At 44.1% G+C, this 16,205-nt stretch carries 18 protein-coding genes; all 18 read left to right on the forward strand.

The genetic code is table 11. The features are described from left to right. Window positions 1-5: 5 nt before the first annotated feature. Entirely contained in the window at window positions 6-776 is a 771-nt protein-coding gene (locus FC14_RS09895; RefSeq protein ID WP_056977839.1) for a CheR family methyltransferase, read from the forward strand. Window positions 777-794: 18 nt separating this feature from the next. Then, a complete protein-coding gene (locus FC14_RS09900) occupies window positions 795-2,858 on the forward strand; it encodes a chemotaxis protein CheA (protein ID WP_056977841.1) in 2,064 nt (687 codons plus the stop codon). Further along, window positions 2,858-3,448, forward strand: a complete 591-nt coding sequence (locus FC14_RS09905) for a chemotaxis protein CheC (protein WP_056977843.1) — start codon at window positions 2,858-2,860, stop codon at window positions 3,446-3,448. Before FC14_RS09900 ends, FC14_RS09905 begins: the two co-directional genes overlap by 1 nt. A gap of 14 nt (window positions 3,449-3,462) precedes the next feature. Next, window positions 3,463-3,825, forward strand: coding sequence for a response regulator (locus FC14_RS09910; RefSeq protein ID WP_050612113.1), 363 nt, complete (start codon window positions 3,463-3,465; stop codon window positions 3,823-3,825). 18 nt (window positions 3,826-3,843) lie between these two features. Beyond that, on the forward strand, window positions 3,844-4,236 hold the full coding sequence (locus FC14_RS09915) for a chemotaxis protein CheW (RefSeq protein WP_056977845.1): 393 nt from the start codon (window positions 3,844-3,846) through the stop codon (window positions 4,234-4,236). 38 nt (window positions 4,237-4,274) lie between these two features. Next, window positions 4,275-5,291, forward strand: a complete 1,017-nt coding sequence (gene fliM / locus FC14_RS09920; RefSeq protein WP_056977847.1) for a flagellar motor switch protein FliM — start codon at window positions 4,275-4,277, stop codon at window positions 5,289-5,291. Next, complete coding sequence (gene fliY / locus FC14_RS09925; protein WP_056977849.1) at window positions 5,291-6,511, forward strand: flagellar motor switch phosphatase FliY; 1,221 nt, start codon at window positions 5,291-5,293, stop codon at window positions 6,509-6,511. The genes fliM and fliY overlap by 1 nt, the downstream gene beginning before the upstream one ends. Before the next feature lie 122 nt (window positions 6,512-6,633). After that, entirely contained in the window at window positions 6,634-6,918 is a 285-nt protein-coding gene (flgM, locus tag FC14_RS09930) for a flagellar biosynthesis anti-sigma factor FlgM (protein ID WP_056977851.1), read from the forward strand. Window positions 6,919-6,920: 2 nt separating this feature from the next. Further along, on the forward strand, window positions 6,921-7,295 hold the full coding sequence (locus tag FC14_RS09935) for a hypothetical protein (RefSeq protein WP_056977853.1): 375 nt from the start codon (window positions 6,921-6,923) through the stop codon (window positions 7,293-7,295). A gap of 10 nt (window positions 7,296-7,305) precedes the next feature. Beyond that, entirely contained in the window at window positions 7,306-8,877 is a 1,572-nt protein-coding gene (flgK, locus tag FC14_RS09940) for a flagellar hook-associated protein FlgK (protein WP_056977855.1), read from the forward strand. Window positions 8,878-8,882: 5 nt separating this feature from the next. Next, on the forward strand, window positions 8,883-9,821 hold the full coding sequence (flgL, locus tag FC14_RS09945; RefSeq protein WP_056977858.1) for a flagellar hook-associated protein FlgL: 939 nt from the start codon (window positions 8,883-8,885) through the stop codon (window positions 9,819-9,821). A 75-nt stretch (window positions 9,822-9,896) separates the two neighbouring features. Continuing rightward, a complete protein-coding gene (locus FC14_RS09950) occupies window positions 9,897-10,355 on the forward strand; it encodes a hypothetical protein (RefSeq protein ID WP_056977860.1) in 459 nt (152 codons plus the stop codon). Between the two features lie 5 nt (window positions 10,356-10,360). Beyond that, entirely contained in the window at window positions 10,361-11,986 is a 1,626-nt protein-coding gene (gene fliD, locus FC14_RS09955) for a flagellar filament capping protein FliD (RefSeq protein ID WP_056977862.1), read from the forward strand. A gap of 16 nt (window positions 11,987-12,002) precedes the next feature. Beyond that, the gene (locus FC14_RS09960; RefSeq protein ID WP_056977864.1) at window positions 12,003-12,311 is read left to right on the forward strand and encodes a hypothetical protein; all 309 of its coding nucleotides are present in this window, start codon (window positions 12,003-12,005) and stop codon (window positions 12,309-12,311) included. Window positions 12,312-12,326: 15 nt separating this feature from the next. Continuing rightward, complete coding sequence (fliS, locus tag FC14_RS09965; RefSeq protein WP_056977866.1) at window positions 12,327-12,707, forward strand: flagellar export chaperone FliS; 381 nt, start codon at window positions 12,327-12,329, stop codon at window positions 12,705-12,707. A gap of 11 nt (window positions 12,708-12,718) precedes the next feature. After that, complete coding sequence (locus FC14_RS09970) at window positions 12,719-13,750, forward strand: glycosyltransferase (protein WP_056977868.1); 1,032 nt, start codon at window positions 12,719-12,721, stop codon at window positions 13,748-13,750. Between the two features lie 17 nt (window positions 13,751-13,767). Continuing rightward, a complete protein-coding gene (locus tag FC14_RS09975; RefSeq protein ID WP_056977870.1) occupies window positions 13,768-15,285 on the forward strand; it encodes a CDP-glycerol glycerophosphotransferase family protein in 1,518 nt (505 codons plus the stop codon). A gap of 59 nt (window positions 15,286-15,344) precedes the next feature. Next, window positions 15,345-16,205, forward strand: coding sequence for an NTP transferase domain-containing protein (locus FC14_RS09980; protein WP_056977871.1), 861 nt, complete (start codon window positions 15,345-15,347; stop codon window positions 16,203-16,205).

The raw sequence follows: 16,205 nt of genomic DNA on the forward strand, positions 1-16,205 counted from the left end.
GGCAGATGAGTGAACTAAACTTTGAATTTTTCAATGACTGGGTGGAAAAAAAGCTCGGGATTCAATTAAATTCTTACAAGCAAAAGCAAATGCAGCGTAGAATCGGTAACATCATGCATACGACGGGGGCTAAGACTTTAGAAGAGTATGCCCAGATTCTTACTAGGGACAAAGCTGCGCGGGATGCCTTTGTAGAGCATTTAACCATCAACGTCACGGAATTTTATCGCAATAAAGAGATTTTTGAGAGTTTTGAAGAAACGGTTAAGCAAATTATCTTACCTAAATACAAAATGCCTAAGATTTGGTCAGCCGCTTGTTCTATCGGGGCTGAGCCTTATACCCTGGCAATGATTTTAGATCAAAATCAAATTAAGGGTAAAATTATCGCCACCGATATCGATAAGGTCATCTTGGACAAGGCTAAGGCCGGGACCTACAAGTTAGCCGAACTAAAAAATCTTTCGCCTAAAGTTTTAGAGCGCTACTTTACTAAGCAGGATAATCTTTACGAGATTAAGCCCCAGATTAAGAAGTACGTAACCTTTAAGCCGCATGATTTATTAAAGGATAGTTATGAACCAAACTGTCATATCATCGTGTGCCGCAACGTGACAATTTACTTTAACTCAGATGCTCGTGATGAGGTTTACCAAAAGTTTAGTGACGTCTTGATGCCAGGGGGAATTTTATTCACCGGGGCGACCGAGACCATCTCTAACTGTGAGCAATTTGGTTTAAAGAAGGTTGATTCCTTTATTTATCAAAAAATCTGATTACGAGGAGGAAAAATAATGGCTGACGACAATAGTGTTTATCGTGACCTCTTCTTTGAAGAAAGTGACGACAACTTACAAGCACTAAATGACAATATTTTAGAGTTGGAACAAGAGCCCGATAACATTGACTTAGTTAACAATATTTTCCGGGTGGCCCATACTTTAAAGGGAATGTCTGCGACGATGGGTTACGATGTCATGACTAAGTTAACCCACAAGATGGAAGATATTTTTGACTTATTCAAGTCAGGCAAATTAAAAGTGACTAGCGACCACGTGTCCTTGATCTTTAAATGCTTGGATAAACTACAAGAACTAGTTGATGATTTGCGGGACGATAAAGAGTTAAGCGAAGAGCAAATCACCGACCTGTGGAATGAACTTGATCAAGTTGAAAAAGGGGTTGAAGGCAAAACGCCGGCGGCCCAAGCGCCTAAGGAAGAACAAGCTAGTGACGGCCCGAAAGAGCTGACGACTGACTTTGAAAAGGTTGAGGAAGCTGACTTAGACGTGATTAAAAAGGCTAAAGCCGAGGGCTACAATGCCTTTGCCATTGCGGTCAGAATCGATGCGGGCTCGCTATTAAAGGGGCCGCGGGTCTTTTTAATCATGGAAAAACTAGACCAAGAAGGCGACGTTATCCACTCCGAGCCAAGCACTGATATCTTAGAAGCCGGCGACTTTGAAACGGACTTCAAGTTAATCTACTTAACTCACGACAGCAAGGAACAAGTGGAAGAAAACATCAACTCCAACAGTGAGATTGACCAGGTGATTGTTGCAGACTTTGACCCAGAAGCTAAGCCAGCAGCTGCTGAAGCCGAGGTAAAAGAAGTAGCTAAAAAGGAAGCGCCTAGCCCCGCTAAGGAAGCTAAGCCTAAGGCGGCGCCGAAAAAAGCGGCTAAAAAAGATGCCCACCACAATAACCGTAATCAGTCAATCAGGGTTGACCTAACGCGGCTAGACAACTTCTTAGACCTCGTGTCTGAATTGGTGGTTTACAGAAACCAACTAGAAGACGCCGGCAAGCGCAACAACGCTGATGAAGTCCGTGATTCGATGGAACAAGTTTCTCGCCTAACGTCAGAGCTACAGGACTTAGTTTTAAAGATCAGAATGCAACAAGTCAGCGTGGTCTTTAGCCGCTTCCCCCGGATGATTCGCGATTTGGCTAACGAATTAAAGAAGGACATGGAGTTAGTCATCATTGGGGAAGAAACCGAGTTGGATAAGACGGTGGTTTCTGAATTATCCGAACCAATGATTCACCTGCTCAGAAACTGTGCCGACCACGGGATTGAACAACCTGAAGTCAGAGAAAAGCTCGGCAAGCCGCGGAAGGGTAAGATTACGTTGGCCGCCTACCAAGAAGGTAATAAGGTCATCATCACCTTAGAAGACGATGGAAAAGGTTTAGACCCTGAAGCCATCAAGGCTAGCGCTGAACGCAAGGGGATTAACACCGAGGGCATGAGCGAACGCGAAATCCAAATGTTAGTCTTCCACCCTGGTTTTTCAACCGCTAAGAAGATTACCGACATCTCTGGCCGTGGGGTCGGGTTAGACGCCGTTCAAAACAAGATTTCTGAACTGGGCGGGTCGCTAGAAATGGAAAGTCAAGTCAACGTCGGGACCAAGGTTACTATTAAGTTGCCGTTGACCTTATCCATCATCCAAGCCTTGATGATTTCAATTTCTAACGAAGACTTTGCCGTGCCGTTAGACGTGGTTGAACGGGTTGTGATGATTAAAGAAGAAGACATCTTACAAACCCAACAACAAGAAGTCTACCGCTTCCAAGATCAGTTAATTCCAATCGTGCGGACCAACCGCCTGTTGGGCATGCCTGAAATTGAAAGCAAGAAAAAATTTGCAATCATTGTGAAAATCAATAAGCAATACTATGGCATCTTGGCCGATGGTTTGATTGGCCAACAAGAAATAGTTATTAAGAAGATCGACCAAATGTTGATGAACATCAACAAGTACCAAGGGGCAACCATCCTCGGGAACGGTTCGATTGCCTTAATCTTAGATGTAAACGCAATTTGCAATGCACAAAAGGTGGCGAATAGCTAGTGGCGTACTCAGAAATTGAACTCGATGGCCTAAAAGAAATTGTTAACGTTGGGGGCGGCAACGCTGCGACCAGTATCTCCCAAATGATTAACTCGCGGGTGGATATGGATGTGCCTGAAGTAGAGGTTATGGCTTATGACGAGCTCTATCAAAAAATCATTGCCGACGACGTCGAAATGCACGCCGTTTTGAGTAAGATTGTTGGTGATATTGACGGGGCCTTGTTATTTGTGATTACCGATGAATCGGGTCAAAAGATTGCGAAGATGATGCTTGGCTCAGACGATAACCCAAGTAATGAAATCATTGCCTCAGCGGTCACCGAGTTGACTAATATTTTATTTAACTCATTTTTACGTGCGATTGGAGACATGTTGCAGATTCAACTCATTGCCAGTCTGCCAATTTCAAGGTATGATTTTTTTGGAGCGATTATCTCTAGTGCCTACATGGCCTTTGACCATTATGATGAACAAATCCTTGTTATTCATAATGAATTTACTTATAATAATGAAAGCCTAGACGCATCTTTATTCCTGATTCCAGGTGAAGGTGTCTTAGATAAGATTTTTAAAGCATTAGGAATTTGAGAGGAGAAATTTAAGTGGCAAAATCAGTATTAATCGTAGACGACGCGGTCTTCATGCGGATGAAGTTAAAGGATATCTTGGAAAAGAATGGTTATGAAGTAGCTGGTGAAGCGCAAAACGGCCAAGAAGCCTTTGAAAAGTACCAAGCAACTAAACCAGACTTAGTAACGATGGATATTACCATGCCTGAAGTAGACGGGCTTGAAGCTTTGAAGATGATTAAGGCCAGTGACGCTAACGCCAAGGTCGTAATGTGCTCAGCCATGGGGCAACAAGGGATGGTTATGGATGCAATTCGCGCTGGCGCGGTTGACTTTATTGTGAAGCCTTTCGACACTGAACGGGTAATTCAAGCGATTGATAAGGCCCTTTCCTAATTTTGGGGGTAACTTATTATGCAAATGATTCTTTTTAAAATGCAGGGCCAAAATTACTTAATCTCTGCAGACGACGTTGAAGAAGTAGTTGATACAATTCAGATCACTAAGGTACCCCTAGCTTCAAACTGGATTAAGGGTTTGATTAACTTGCGGGGGACGGTGGTAACGGTCGTCGGTTTGGCCGAATTATTAGGTATTCCTTCTTCTGATAATAACCTTAACATCTTAATCATGAAAAATGGTGAGGAACGAAAGGGCTTATTGATTGAAGAGGTAATTGAGGTCTTAGACATCGACCCAACGGAAATTCAACTTGGTTCTGACCAAGACGAAAAGCATATCAAGGGTGTGATTGCTTTTCCAGATAAGGTTGCCAACATTGTTGACGTAACGGACGCAATCTTCTAGACTTACTATGAAATAGAAATTGAATGGGGAGAGTTATTGTGGATCAAGTATTGTCCCAGCAAGAAATCGATGCCTTGCTGAACGCCATGAGTAGTGGCACGCTCGATGAACAAAAAATTGAAGAGGAAGCTCAAGAAGCTGCGAAAGTTAAAAACTATGATTTTAGGCGGCCGACGCGCTTAACTAAGGAATATATTAATACCTTACACATGGTCTTTGACGATTTTGCCAAGTTAAGTGGGACCCTCTTAGCTTCACAACTGCGGACCAGTGTCAATCTTAAGGTGGCAGCCATTGAACAGGTTTCTTATGATGAGTTTATTCACTCCATCGCTCGGCGGACACTAATTGGTCTTTTTCACTCGGATCCAATGAAGGGTTCACAGATGATTGAAATTAATCCTCAACTGTGTAATTTTTTGATTGAACTCCTCTGTGGGGGACAAGAGATTGGTAGTGATGATGCAAATGCCAAACGCAACTTTGAGATTAGGGAAAACTTCACGGACATTGAGTTATCAATTCTAGAAGAAGTGGTTACGGACTTAATGGGGGTTTACCAACAAGTTTGGAAAGATATTGTGGAATTTAACCCTGTCTTAGATACCATTGACACTAACCCCCAGCTGTTACAGACGATGTCGCCTAACGAGCCGGTAGTCCTAGTGACCTTTACGGTTGATCTGTTGGATAGGAGTACCTTTATTAACCTCTGTATCCCGTATATCTTTTTTGAAGGGATCTTAGATAAACTAAGTATCAGGAACTGGTTTGACTCAAGTAAGGATAACGATGAGGATGATTCAGCTGAACTCAAGCGCAACTTAAATGGGGTGGAGATGACCATCGAAGCTATTTTAGGAGGCGCCAAGATGGATTTAGCCGACTTCTTAAACCTAGAGATTGGTGATGTCATTAAACTAGATAAGAAGACCTCTGAACCAGTTGAGACTTATATTGGTGAACAGCCATTTTACACGACTAAGCTTGGGAAGCTAAGCAACGGTCAATTTGCAGTAGAATTAATAGATAAGATGGAAGGAGAAGAAGATTAATGAGTGATACCCTATCCCAAGCTGAAATTGATGCTTTGATGAACGGCGGTGCAACAGCTGAACCCGAAAAACCAGCGGAAACAAAGGAGGAGCCGGCAAGCTCAGAGGCAAGTCAAGTCCAAGCAAGTGAAGTTAGCACTGAGGCTAGCGGTTTAGATGAACAAGCTAAAAGCGACTTAATCGGGGAAGTTGGTAATATCTCCATGTCCCAAGCCGCCACCACCTTGTCTTCAATCTTAAACCACCGGGTGTCAATCACCACTCCGCGGGTAACCAGGATCCGCTTTAAGGACTTAATCGACGGCATCAAGGCACCTAAGGTGGCCACCACGGTTGAATTTAAAGAAGGCTTGACCGGGGTTAACTTGATGTTACTTGAAGTGCACGATGCTAACGTGATCGCCAACTTGATGATGGGCGGCGACGGGACGCCGGAAAACGAAGAGTTTACGGAGTTAGAATTGTCTGCGGTGGCAGAGGCAATGAACCAAATGATTGGTTCGGCGGCCACTTCGATGGCGACCATGATTAGCACTAAGGTCGACATCTTGCCACCTAAGGTTAACTTATGGGATGAACCAGGTAATATCAAGTATGACTTCATCGTTGATGACGAGGTCATCTACAAGATTTCCTTCTCCCTAACCGTTGACGGCTTGATTCAAAGCGAAATTATGCAAATCTTCACCGACCAAATGGTAGATGATATCGCCCAAGCGATGTTAGCCGATAAGGCGACCGTGGTTAATAACCGGGAAACTGCTACTAGTCAAAGTGAGGAAAGTAAGAGTCAGGCTCCGGCTGCTAGCCAGGCGCCAAGTCAAGCCCCAAGCCAAGCTTCAAGTCCAGCCCCAGCGCCGACACCAAAACCAACTCCAAAGCCTAAGCACCAAGAGCCGGTAGAAGTTCAAAGTCCAGAGTTCCAAAACTTTGAACCAACCCAACCTGCGGCTGAATCAAACGACAACTTGGATTTAATCATGGACATTCCGTTGAATCTAAGTGTAGTTTTAGGGCGGAGCAAAAAGACCGTCCGCGATATCTTGAGCTTCAATACGGGGTCGGTTATCGAGCTAGATAAGTTAACCGATGAACCACTAGAAATCTTACTTAACGGTAAGCTAATTGCTACCGGTGAGGTCGTGGTCATCAATGAAAACTTTGGGGTGCGGATTACAGACATTTTGTCTCCCAAACAACGGCTTGATTACATGCGTTAATAATTTTTTCAAAAGATTTTCAAAAAAGGTTAAACTTAAGGGTTTAACTTTTTTTTATTCTGCCGATATAATATAGTGAGGATATTAAATTCAGTAGCAAAGTTTGGAAGGAGGCAGTTGATATGAATATTCGTGGTGATTATAACAATTATCGCAATCTCTATGTAAATAAAGCAAAGCCGGCCTATTCCACGGCTGCTAGCCAAGAACCTGTGATGGGTTCCAAAGCAGCTAACGTTGAACTTTCTGAAACTGCTAAGAAATTAGGCCAACAAGAAACAAAGCAAAGTGGGACCTTTGATCAAGCTAAAGTCGACCGGCTCAAGGCTGCTATCGCTGACGGCAGTTATGAATTATCGGCTGAAAAAATTGCTGATAGCATGTTGCAAGCGATGAAAGGAAAGTAAGCATGGAAGAAAAGGAATTTTACCGGCAACTCAGCCAGTTTAAGCGCCTCTTACTTAAGGAAAAACAAGCCTTGATTAAAAACGAGGGCCAAAAAGTGGCTGACTTGTTGCCCCAAAAAGAAAAGTATCTTCCCAGCTTACAGACTTATACCGGACCACTTGGAGAACAAACCAAGTCATTATTAAGGGAAATCAAGGAGTTACAGGAGACTAACTTACTTTTGACCAAGCAGGCACTTAGCTTTGGTGAAAACTTAATGAAGTCAATTCGGACTAACTTAAAGTCAGACCAGGCTAACGTCTACCAGGATCAAAAGCGGAAGAATCCTTACCAACAACGACCCACTAATTCATATATCATAGACAGTCAAGCGTAGGAGGTTAGGTATGGTTGGTTTATTTGGAACATTAGGAACAGCAAGTAGTGGTTTAAATGCCAGTGACATTGGCTTACAAACGGCTGCTAATAACATTTCAAACGCGGGTACGGAAGGGTATTCGCGGCAAAGGGTTAACTTACATACTAAACTACCTTACACTTTGGCCGGGGTCGGTTCGATTGGGACTGGGGTTAAAGTTGATGGGGTTAAGCGGGATGTGAGTGACTACATTCGCCAACAGATTCGGGTGGCAACGTCTAAGCAGGCTTCGGCGACCCAGCGATCTACCACCTTGGGTAACCTGCAAGACATTTTAAACGAGCCCTCGGATAACGGGGTCATTAACCAGTTGGCTAACCTTTCTAAGGCCTGGACCTCAGTGGCTAACGACCCGGAGATGACGACCACTAAGAGTGTGGTTTTAGAGCACGCCTCAAGTTTTGTGGACGCCATTCACAACATGGCCTCATCGATTACGGATCTAAAGAATACGACCGTTAACGGGGTAGCCCAGGCGGCCTTAGACTTCAACAAAAAATTAGAAACCTTAAACGAACTAAACACCCAGATTTATAATTCCTATGCCATCGGGGAAACGCCTAACACCTTATTAGATAGCCGGGACCAAGTTCTTAAGGAATTAGCCGGCTTGGCCGATATTTCCACGGTGACCGATGAATATAACCGGGTATCCGTTTACCTAGGTGAAAATCCTCAGGCAGAAAACGTGGTCTTGGATTCAGCTACTAAGCAGGTAAATAACCTTAGCGTGGTAAGTGATAGCCAGGCGGGTAAGTCGTCAGTAATCGTTGATGGTGACATTACCGGTAAGCAGGTAGAATTAGCCGGGGATTATCCTGCTGGGACCTTGTTAATCCTAAAGCAAAATGCTAGCGGAGCTTACAGTATCTCTAAGGAAGCCCAGGTGGTCGAAGGGGACTTAGGTGGTTACCAAGACGCCTTGGCAGAAATTAACTCGGCGATGACGGAGTTAAATAATTTCACCAACACCATCGTCAAGACAGTTAACCTTGTTTACAATTCTAACGGTACGACCAGTCCCGGTAAGGCCGGTCTTTATGACGGCTTCTTTACGTTGGCAACTGACAGCCAAAACCCGGCGGTTGACTTTGAGGTTAACAAGAGCTTACTGGCTAACCCAGCATTGCTAAAAACTGGGACAACGGCGGCTAGTGGGGACAGTAGCATTGCGACCGCCATTGTGGCTGCCTTTGCGGCGCCGATTCCAACCGACGGTAGTGACGCCAGCATTTTGGCTGCCTATAATCCAGCTAACTTGCGCTTCAAGACCAATACCAGTGGTTCAACCTACGCAACCCGTTTTAACAACATTGTGACTACCAACGGGATTGCCAAGCAAAAGGCCGATAACACCCAGGCGGCACAAGATACCCTGTTGAACAGTTTGAACCAACAAGATCAATCTGTTTCCGGGGTTTCGATTAACGAAGAAATGGCCGATGTGATTCGCTATCAAAATGCCTTCCAAGCTAATGCCCGGATGATGCAGGTGGTAGCAGATTGTTTAGATACTTTAATTAATAAGACGGGGGTTTAAGCTAAATGAGAATTTCTAGTAGCATGACTTATACGAACTTCTTGAATAACTACCAGGTTAACGCCAACACCATGCAAGGCACCTTAGACCAGCTGGCATCTGGTAAGGTGGTTAACAAGGCCTCGGATAACCCCTTGTTAGTTTCAAAGATTATGGACTCAAAGGTGGCCTTGGCTAACAATGCGGCTTATGCCAACACGATTGCCGACGCCAAGTCCTGGACGGAAAACCAATACAGCGTCCTAAACCAGGTGACCAAGTCGATGAACCGGATTATCACCTTGATTACCGCTGCGGCCTCTTCAACCAACGGAATTGACGAGTTAACCGCCCACAAGCATGAAATTAACCAGGATTTACAAAACATTGTCGACTCCTTAAACACCAGTTACGGTGGCAAGTACATCTTTGCCGGCAAGAACACTGACACTAAACCCTTTGAAATGCAAAAGGATGCAAACGGGGTGTTAACTGGAATTAGTTACGGTGGTACTAAGGACGGCTTACCCCGTGAAATTTCCGCCGGGGTGACGGTTGATCTCTTTGCCGACGGCAGTAAGTTTATGCAGGTGACCGATAAGGAAGGCCAAACGACTAACTTAACCGATTTTGTGGCTAACTTGATGAACGCATTGGGCAACAATCCTAGCCAAAGAATCGATCAAGCTAAGTTAGGAACGGAGCTCTTAAGCCAAGCACAAGCATTTTACGATAACTTCACGACCGTGCAGACGACCGTTAGTGCTAAGGAGACCCGCTTGCAGGCAGCGGCTAGCCGAAATGAAACTGAAAAGACCAACCTGTCGACCCAGTTATCGGATGAACAAGATGTGGACTACGCCGAAGCTTACATGCACTACCAAAATCAAATGGTAGCTTATAAGGCCACCTTAGCAGTCGGCACAAAGATTTTACAAACAACTGTCTTGGACTACATGAGATAAGGTCCGTGATTAGGAAGTAAAGGGTAACTTTTCATGGCAACATGAGGGGTTGCCCTTTTTTAGTGGGGTGGGCAGATGAATAATTATAATATCGACAGAGTCGAGCGGGCTGAGCGGATGGTCAATGAGATTGCGGCGGTTGAAAAGATTCAAAAAATTGCCGATAGTCAAAATAACCAGGTCGAAAATCAGCTCCGCGACGAAGCGGTGGGCGAACAACGTTTAAGTCAACCGCCAATAAAAAAGACTAAAACCCAAAAAAGGCTTAAACATTCAGTGACTTCAACCGATATAGATAATGTTGACTTAGATGATGAATTCTTGTTAGAAATCATCAGGCGCTTACGGGACCGGTTTAAGTTAGCGGACTTAGACTTAGACCTCCGGCTAGAAAGAACCCTGCCTAGACAAGTAGCCTTATTGGTTAAAAGCAAGCAAGAATTGATCAAAATACTAAGTGTAGCGGAGCTAGTAGCTCTATATCGGCGAGAGAGTTTTAGTAAACAGGGAATTTCGTTAGACGAGAAAGGATGATTTATATGGCAACCAGTTCAATTTCAGCGGCAACCAGTTCAGCTTTTAGTGCTGCCACTAGTAACCTTAACAAAAGCACAACCGACACGGATAAGACAACTAGCAAGTCAAGCCTTACTAAGGCAACCGATGCTAGTATTAAGAACAATTTAGGAAAGTACACTGGGGTAACCTTAGACGTTATCGACCAGTTGATTGAAGCTGACCCGCTGTCAACTAGAAAGTCGAGCGACGAGGATTTAATTAAGAACTTAAATGAACAAACGACCGCTTGGAAAAACATTAGCTCATCTTTGAGTGACTTAAAGACCGCGTTAAATTACTTAAAGGATGACGACCAATACTATACCAAGGCCACCAGCAGTTCTAACCAAAGCGTGGCGACGATTAGCGCCTCAACCGCCTCAGGAATTGGGACCTACTCAATTAAGGTCAGTCAACTAGCGACTGCCATGAAGATTTACGGGGGAGTCCCTGCTGCTTTAGGAACGACCGATGCCGACAGCAGCCAAAAGCTTAACCTAACCGGCTCATTAAACCTGACTTCAAGTGTAGGAACGGCCACGTTAAATATTAACGACAGCCAAAACATCAACGACATTGCCACTGCGATTAACAAGTTGACGGTCACAGTCCAAGACGACAAGGGTAAAGACGTCGTTAAGTCCCTTGGTATCACCGCCACCGTGGTAGCTAACCACTTGGTCTTAAGCTCAGTGGCGACTGGTAAGGACAACACCATTTCGGTTTCTTCCACCGACGGGACCGCTGATAGTTTAGGACTAGGGAGCCAAGCTCACAGTGTGGCTGGGCAAGACGCCGTTTATAATATCGACGGTTACGACTTAACCAGTGCCTCTAATACGATTACTAACGCCATTAACGGGGCAACGGTTACGCTAACCGGCCTGTCCGCTAAGGAAGCCGACGGGACCTTGGCCGACACGACCTTAAACGTAACCCACGATACAACTTACCTCGAAGCCGCGGTAGAAAACTTCGTTAACAAGTACAACGCAACGATGAAGTATCTAAACGAATACACTAAGATTGATACTTCGACCGAAGACTTAGACGAAAAGCAAAACGGGGTCTTGGAGGATGATAGTGCCGCTAGCCGCTTGAAGTCTGAATTAGCCCGCCTAGCAGTTTCTTTAGGGGTCGATACCAACAGCAAGACCGGTGAAAAGATTAATAGCGGACTAACGTCTGGTCAGCTAGGAATCAGTGTCGATCGTGACGGGATTATGAGCATTGACGCTGAAAAGTTAGCCAAGGCCATCGATAATGGTAACGGGATTGAAACCATCAAGAACTTCTTTTATAATACAACTGGTCGGATTAGCAAGGAAGAACACGGTTACGTCACCGGATTTTTAGCAACCATCAAGACTTACACTGAACCCGATTATGTGCATAACACTAAGGGAATCATCAACGATAAGTTAGACATGAACGCAAAGGAAATCAGTAATTTAAACTCTGACGTAACCGACCTTGAAACCCGGTTAGCTGAAAAGCGGGAAAGCTTGATTAACCAGTATAGTGCGGTTGACGCTGCCATGGAAAAAGCCGAGGCCATGCTCAAGCAAATTGATGACTGGTTCAAGACAGACGACAATAACAAATAGTAGTCGGAGGTAGCCGATGGATGAACAACAAGCGGTCAAAGTAATTTTAGCCTCACTAGCCGCTTTTGATGGGAGCGCCCAGATGGCTTTAGAGATTGTTAACCAGCTAGAGCCCTTGTTTGCCCAGCTGCAAACTAAGCCACCAAAGCTATCAGAAGCTGAGTTACGCCAATTAGAGGCCGGCTATAACCACCTGCTTGCGGTCTTAGCAGCTGAAAGGCGGAAGTTAAGCAAGCAGCTAAGCGAACTGAGTGGTCCTAGGCAAAAACGGATCGTCAATGCTTACAGTAAACATCTGAAATCTTCAATGAAAATGACTTTTTAAGAAAGGATAGAACAAATGGTTTATGGATATGGCCCCAAGGCGGGGAAAAATGATTACCTTAAAACGCAAGTCTTTAGCGCAAGTCCAGCTAAGCTGACCTCGATGCTATTTGATGGGGCAATCAAGAGTATTAAGTTGGCCAAAATCGCCATTGATCAACGCGATATCGAAAAGGCCCATAACAACATTACGAACGCCGAAAACATCATTTACGAATTAGCTAACTCAGTTGACACCAAGGTCGAAAGCGAACTGCCCGGACAGTTGCTATCGCTTTATGACTTCATGAACAGTCAACTCCAGGAAGCTAATATTAAAAAAGACAAGCAAAAATTAGACCGGGTGTTAGACATGCTCACCACCCTAGCTAACTCTTGGAAAAAGATTGCTGAGTAGGGGGAGAAATAATGTGTAAGATGGACATAGCAATTTGTATTTTAACCAAGGATGAAGACGCTAAATTACGGCGCTGCCTAGACTCTGTTAAAGACGTTGGCGCTGAGTTAATCGTTATCGACAGCGGGCAAAACGAAAGCACCAAGGCCTTGTGCCAGGAACTTGCTGCCGAATATCACCCCTATGACTGGGCGGATAACTTTGCCTTAGCCCGCAACTATGCCCTAGAGCAAACTCTTAGCAACAACATCTACTTCCTGGATAGTGATGAATGGTGGGATGAAGAGGATGTGGGCTTTAACACGTCCCAGTTACTCAAATACTTTAACCGTCCTGACCTCGCGGAGGCTATTGGGATGGCCACAATCATTAATCACCGTCAAAAAGACGACGGCAGTGAAGAAGAAGTTGGTCAGTTAAAGCAACGGGCTTTTAATAAGGCTTACTTCCATTACAATAAGGATGTTCGGGTTGACGAAGTTTTAAGTTCAACTTTAGGTTTTGACAGCTTAGCCTTTAATTTAGCTAACGTAACTAGAGTTCACCACGACGGCTTTTTAACCGCAGAAAGTCGGACTAAAAAGAATGCCCAAAGGCTAGTCTTATCCCTAAAGGACTTAGAAGACCATCCAGGCGACAGCAAGGCCTTACTAACTTTAGCTGATTGTTACCGTGAAGGCGGTCAGCTGGAAGCGGCTAAGTTAGTCTACGACCAAGTTGTCTCAGCAACAACGGGTCGCGACGGGGCAGAACTATACCAAACGGTAGTTGATAGTGAAAATCTCCTGGCAGATTCACCTGATTACCACTTTATGGCTGGCGAAATTTATGGGATGTATCATGAAGATGCTAAAGCCCAAGCACATTTCGCTAAGATTTTAGCTTTACAAGATGAGGGCATCGATAGCACCTATGTTCCGGTTGCTCATTATTTTATTGGTAAGTTAGCAGAGGCAAAGGGAGACTTTGAAACAGCTAAAAAGCACTATCGGCTAAGCGGTGAATATCCAGATGCAATTGATGCCTTAGCGGCAATTTTATAAGTAAAGAAGGTAAACTGGTGAACACTCGTGATAGTAAGGAAATTCTTAATTTAATTACAACTTTAGAGGAAGCTAACGCTTACTTAGCCTCAAGCGAAGAAATGAGCCTCGAGCTGTTAGGGCAGGTAATAACCAACTGCTTAACGGCTAGTGACAATATTAGCCAAACGCTCCAAACCTTTGGCGAGCTCGACTGGTATCAAGCCGAGTTGGCGGCTTATCAAAGCTTGCTGAAAGACTTTTTAGCAGCCATCAGTCAAGCGGGTGAATTAGATTATCCAGCACAAGCAATTGAAGCAAGCTTAACTAAGCTGACCACTAAGTTAAGTGCCAAGCATAAGAAACAGGTGGTCTTTTTACCCTATAAGGCTTCAATGTGGGATTCATTAGCGTCGATTTACGAAGCAGCTTCAGCAGATCCGAGCTGTGATGCTTACGTAGTGCCAATTCCTTACTTCACTAAGGACGAGCATGGTAAGTTAAAGGACCTTCATTACGAAGGAAATTTGTTTCCTAAGGAAGTTCCAATCACTTCCTGGCAGGATTATCCTTTAGCAAAAAAGCGGCCAGACATTATTTATATTCATAATCCTTATGATGATGATAATTTAATCACCACGGTCTTACCTGCCTTTTATACGGATAAGTTGAAGCAGTACACAGACTTACTAGTTTATGTACCTTACTTCGTGAGTTTACATGAACGTAAGCACTATGAATACGCCTTAAATAAGGGAATTGAAAATGCTGACGTGGTTTTTATCCAAGATGAGGTGGTCAAAGCTGGCTATCAAGGGGCCTGGAAAAAGTTTGCCCAGGAAAATCCGACTTATCCTAAGGAGAGGTTAGAGCAGATCTTAGCTAAGATGGTGGCTTTAGGAAATCCTAAGTATGATGCCTTAAATAAAACTAACCCAAGTAATTACCCCTTACCTAGTGAATGGAAGAAAAAAATCTACCGGCCAGATGGAAGTAAGAAAACGGTGGTTTTCTATAATACTACGATTTTAGATTTAAATGCCGCTGAGGGGCAGATGCTTTCTAAGTATGCGGATGTGTTTAATTTCTTTTGGAAGCATCAGGCTGACTATACCCTCCTATGGCGACCACACCCTCTTTTAGTTGATGCGCTTCGCTCCCAACGACCTGCCTTACTGGCGGACTATTTACAGTTAGTAAGGCAATTTAAGGAAAGTCAGCTGGGAATTTATGATGATAGTCCTGATTTTTATTTAGCTTATACTTACGCCGACGCTTTTTATGGCGATATGTCAAGTATGGCAGAGTTATTCCGGAAGCTAAATAGACCGGTGATTAAACAAATTCCTACCTATCCAACTGAGCAGGTGCCGGCTGAGTTTGATTTAAACTTGGTAAAAGAGCACCTGGCCAAGCAAAAGTGTCTGGCGGAAGGAAAGTTGCCGTTGGCTAAGTTGCCAGCTTGTTTAGCAGCAAATACTCATAGTCAAAAAACGACAGACTATCATTTTGGTTTAGACATTCATCGTTATGTTATGAATTTAGCTAATAAATAACTAAGATTTTAAGTGGGCTACATTTCGTGGACCCACTTTTTTAGCGGAAAGGAAGAGTTATGATTTCACGTGCGCAATTCGAACTATTGACCTCCCTAGCAAAAACAGGCCCAATTAAGGTAGAAAAACCCCAAGCCCAAAGTGTGGCAGAAATTTTGGCAAAGGGATGGTTACTTAAGCGGGATGATTTACTTGAAATAAGTCCGAGCGGGCTTAAAGAACTTGAACCTTACCAAGTTAAGCAGGCGATTATTATGGCAGCTGGTTTTGGGTCCCGGATGCTGCCAGCCACCAAAGATACACCTAAGCCCTTGGTAGAGGTTAACGGTAGGCGAATTATCGAGACCTTGTTAGACGCTTTGGTTGCTGCAGAGATTAAAGACATTACTGTCATCGTTGGCTACCAGCGGCAAAAGTTTAAGAGCTTGTTAGCAAACTACCCCTTTTTAAAATTTGTAACCAATGATGATTACGTCAACTGCAACAATATTTCTTCAATGCTGAAGGTCTTAGACCGCTTAGATCGGGGGACTTATATTTGTGAAGCGGACCTATATGTAACTAACCCAGCCATAATCAGCAAGTATCAGTACGACAGTAACATCCTCGGCTATTATTGCCAAGAAACGACTGACTGGTGCTTTAAGCTCCAAGCTGGTTACGTGACTGATTATCGGCAAGGCAATACGGATTGTTACAATGAATACGGAATTTCTTACTGGACAAAAGAAGACTGTGCCCAGTTAAGGCAGGACTTACCTGCGGTTTACGCTCAGCCAGAGGGTTCCCAGCAATTTTGGGAATCAGTCCCCTTGAAGTGGTGCCAGGCAAACTATCAAGTCCGCCTTAGGGAGTGTCAAAAAGAAGACATTGTAGAAATTGACAGCTACCAGGAATTGCTTCAAATTAGACAAAAGTAG

Source organism: Ligilactobacillus agilis DSM 20509 (assembly GCF_001436215.1).
GTDB lineage: Bacteria > Bacillota > Bacilli > Lactobacillales > Lactobacillaceae > Ligilactobacillus > Ligilactobacillus agilis.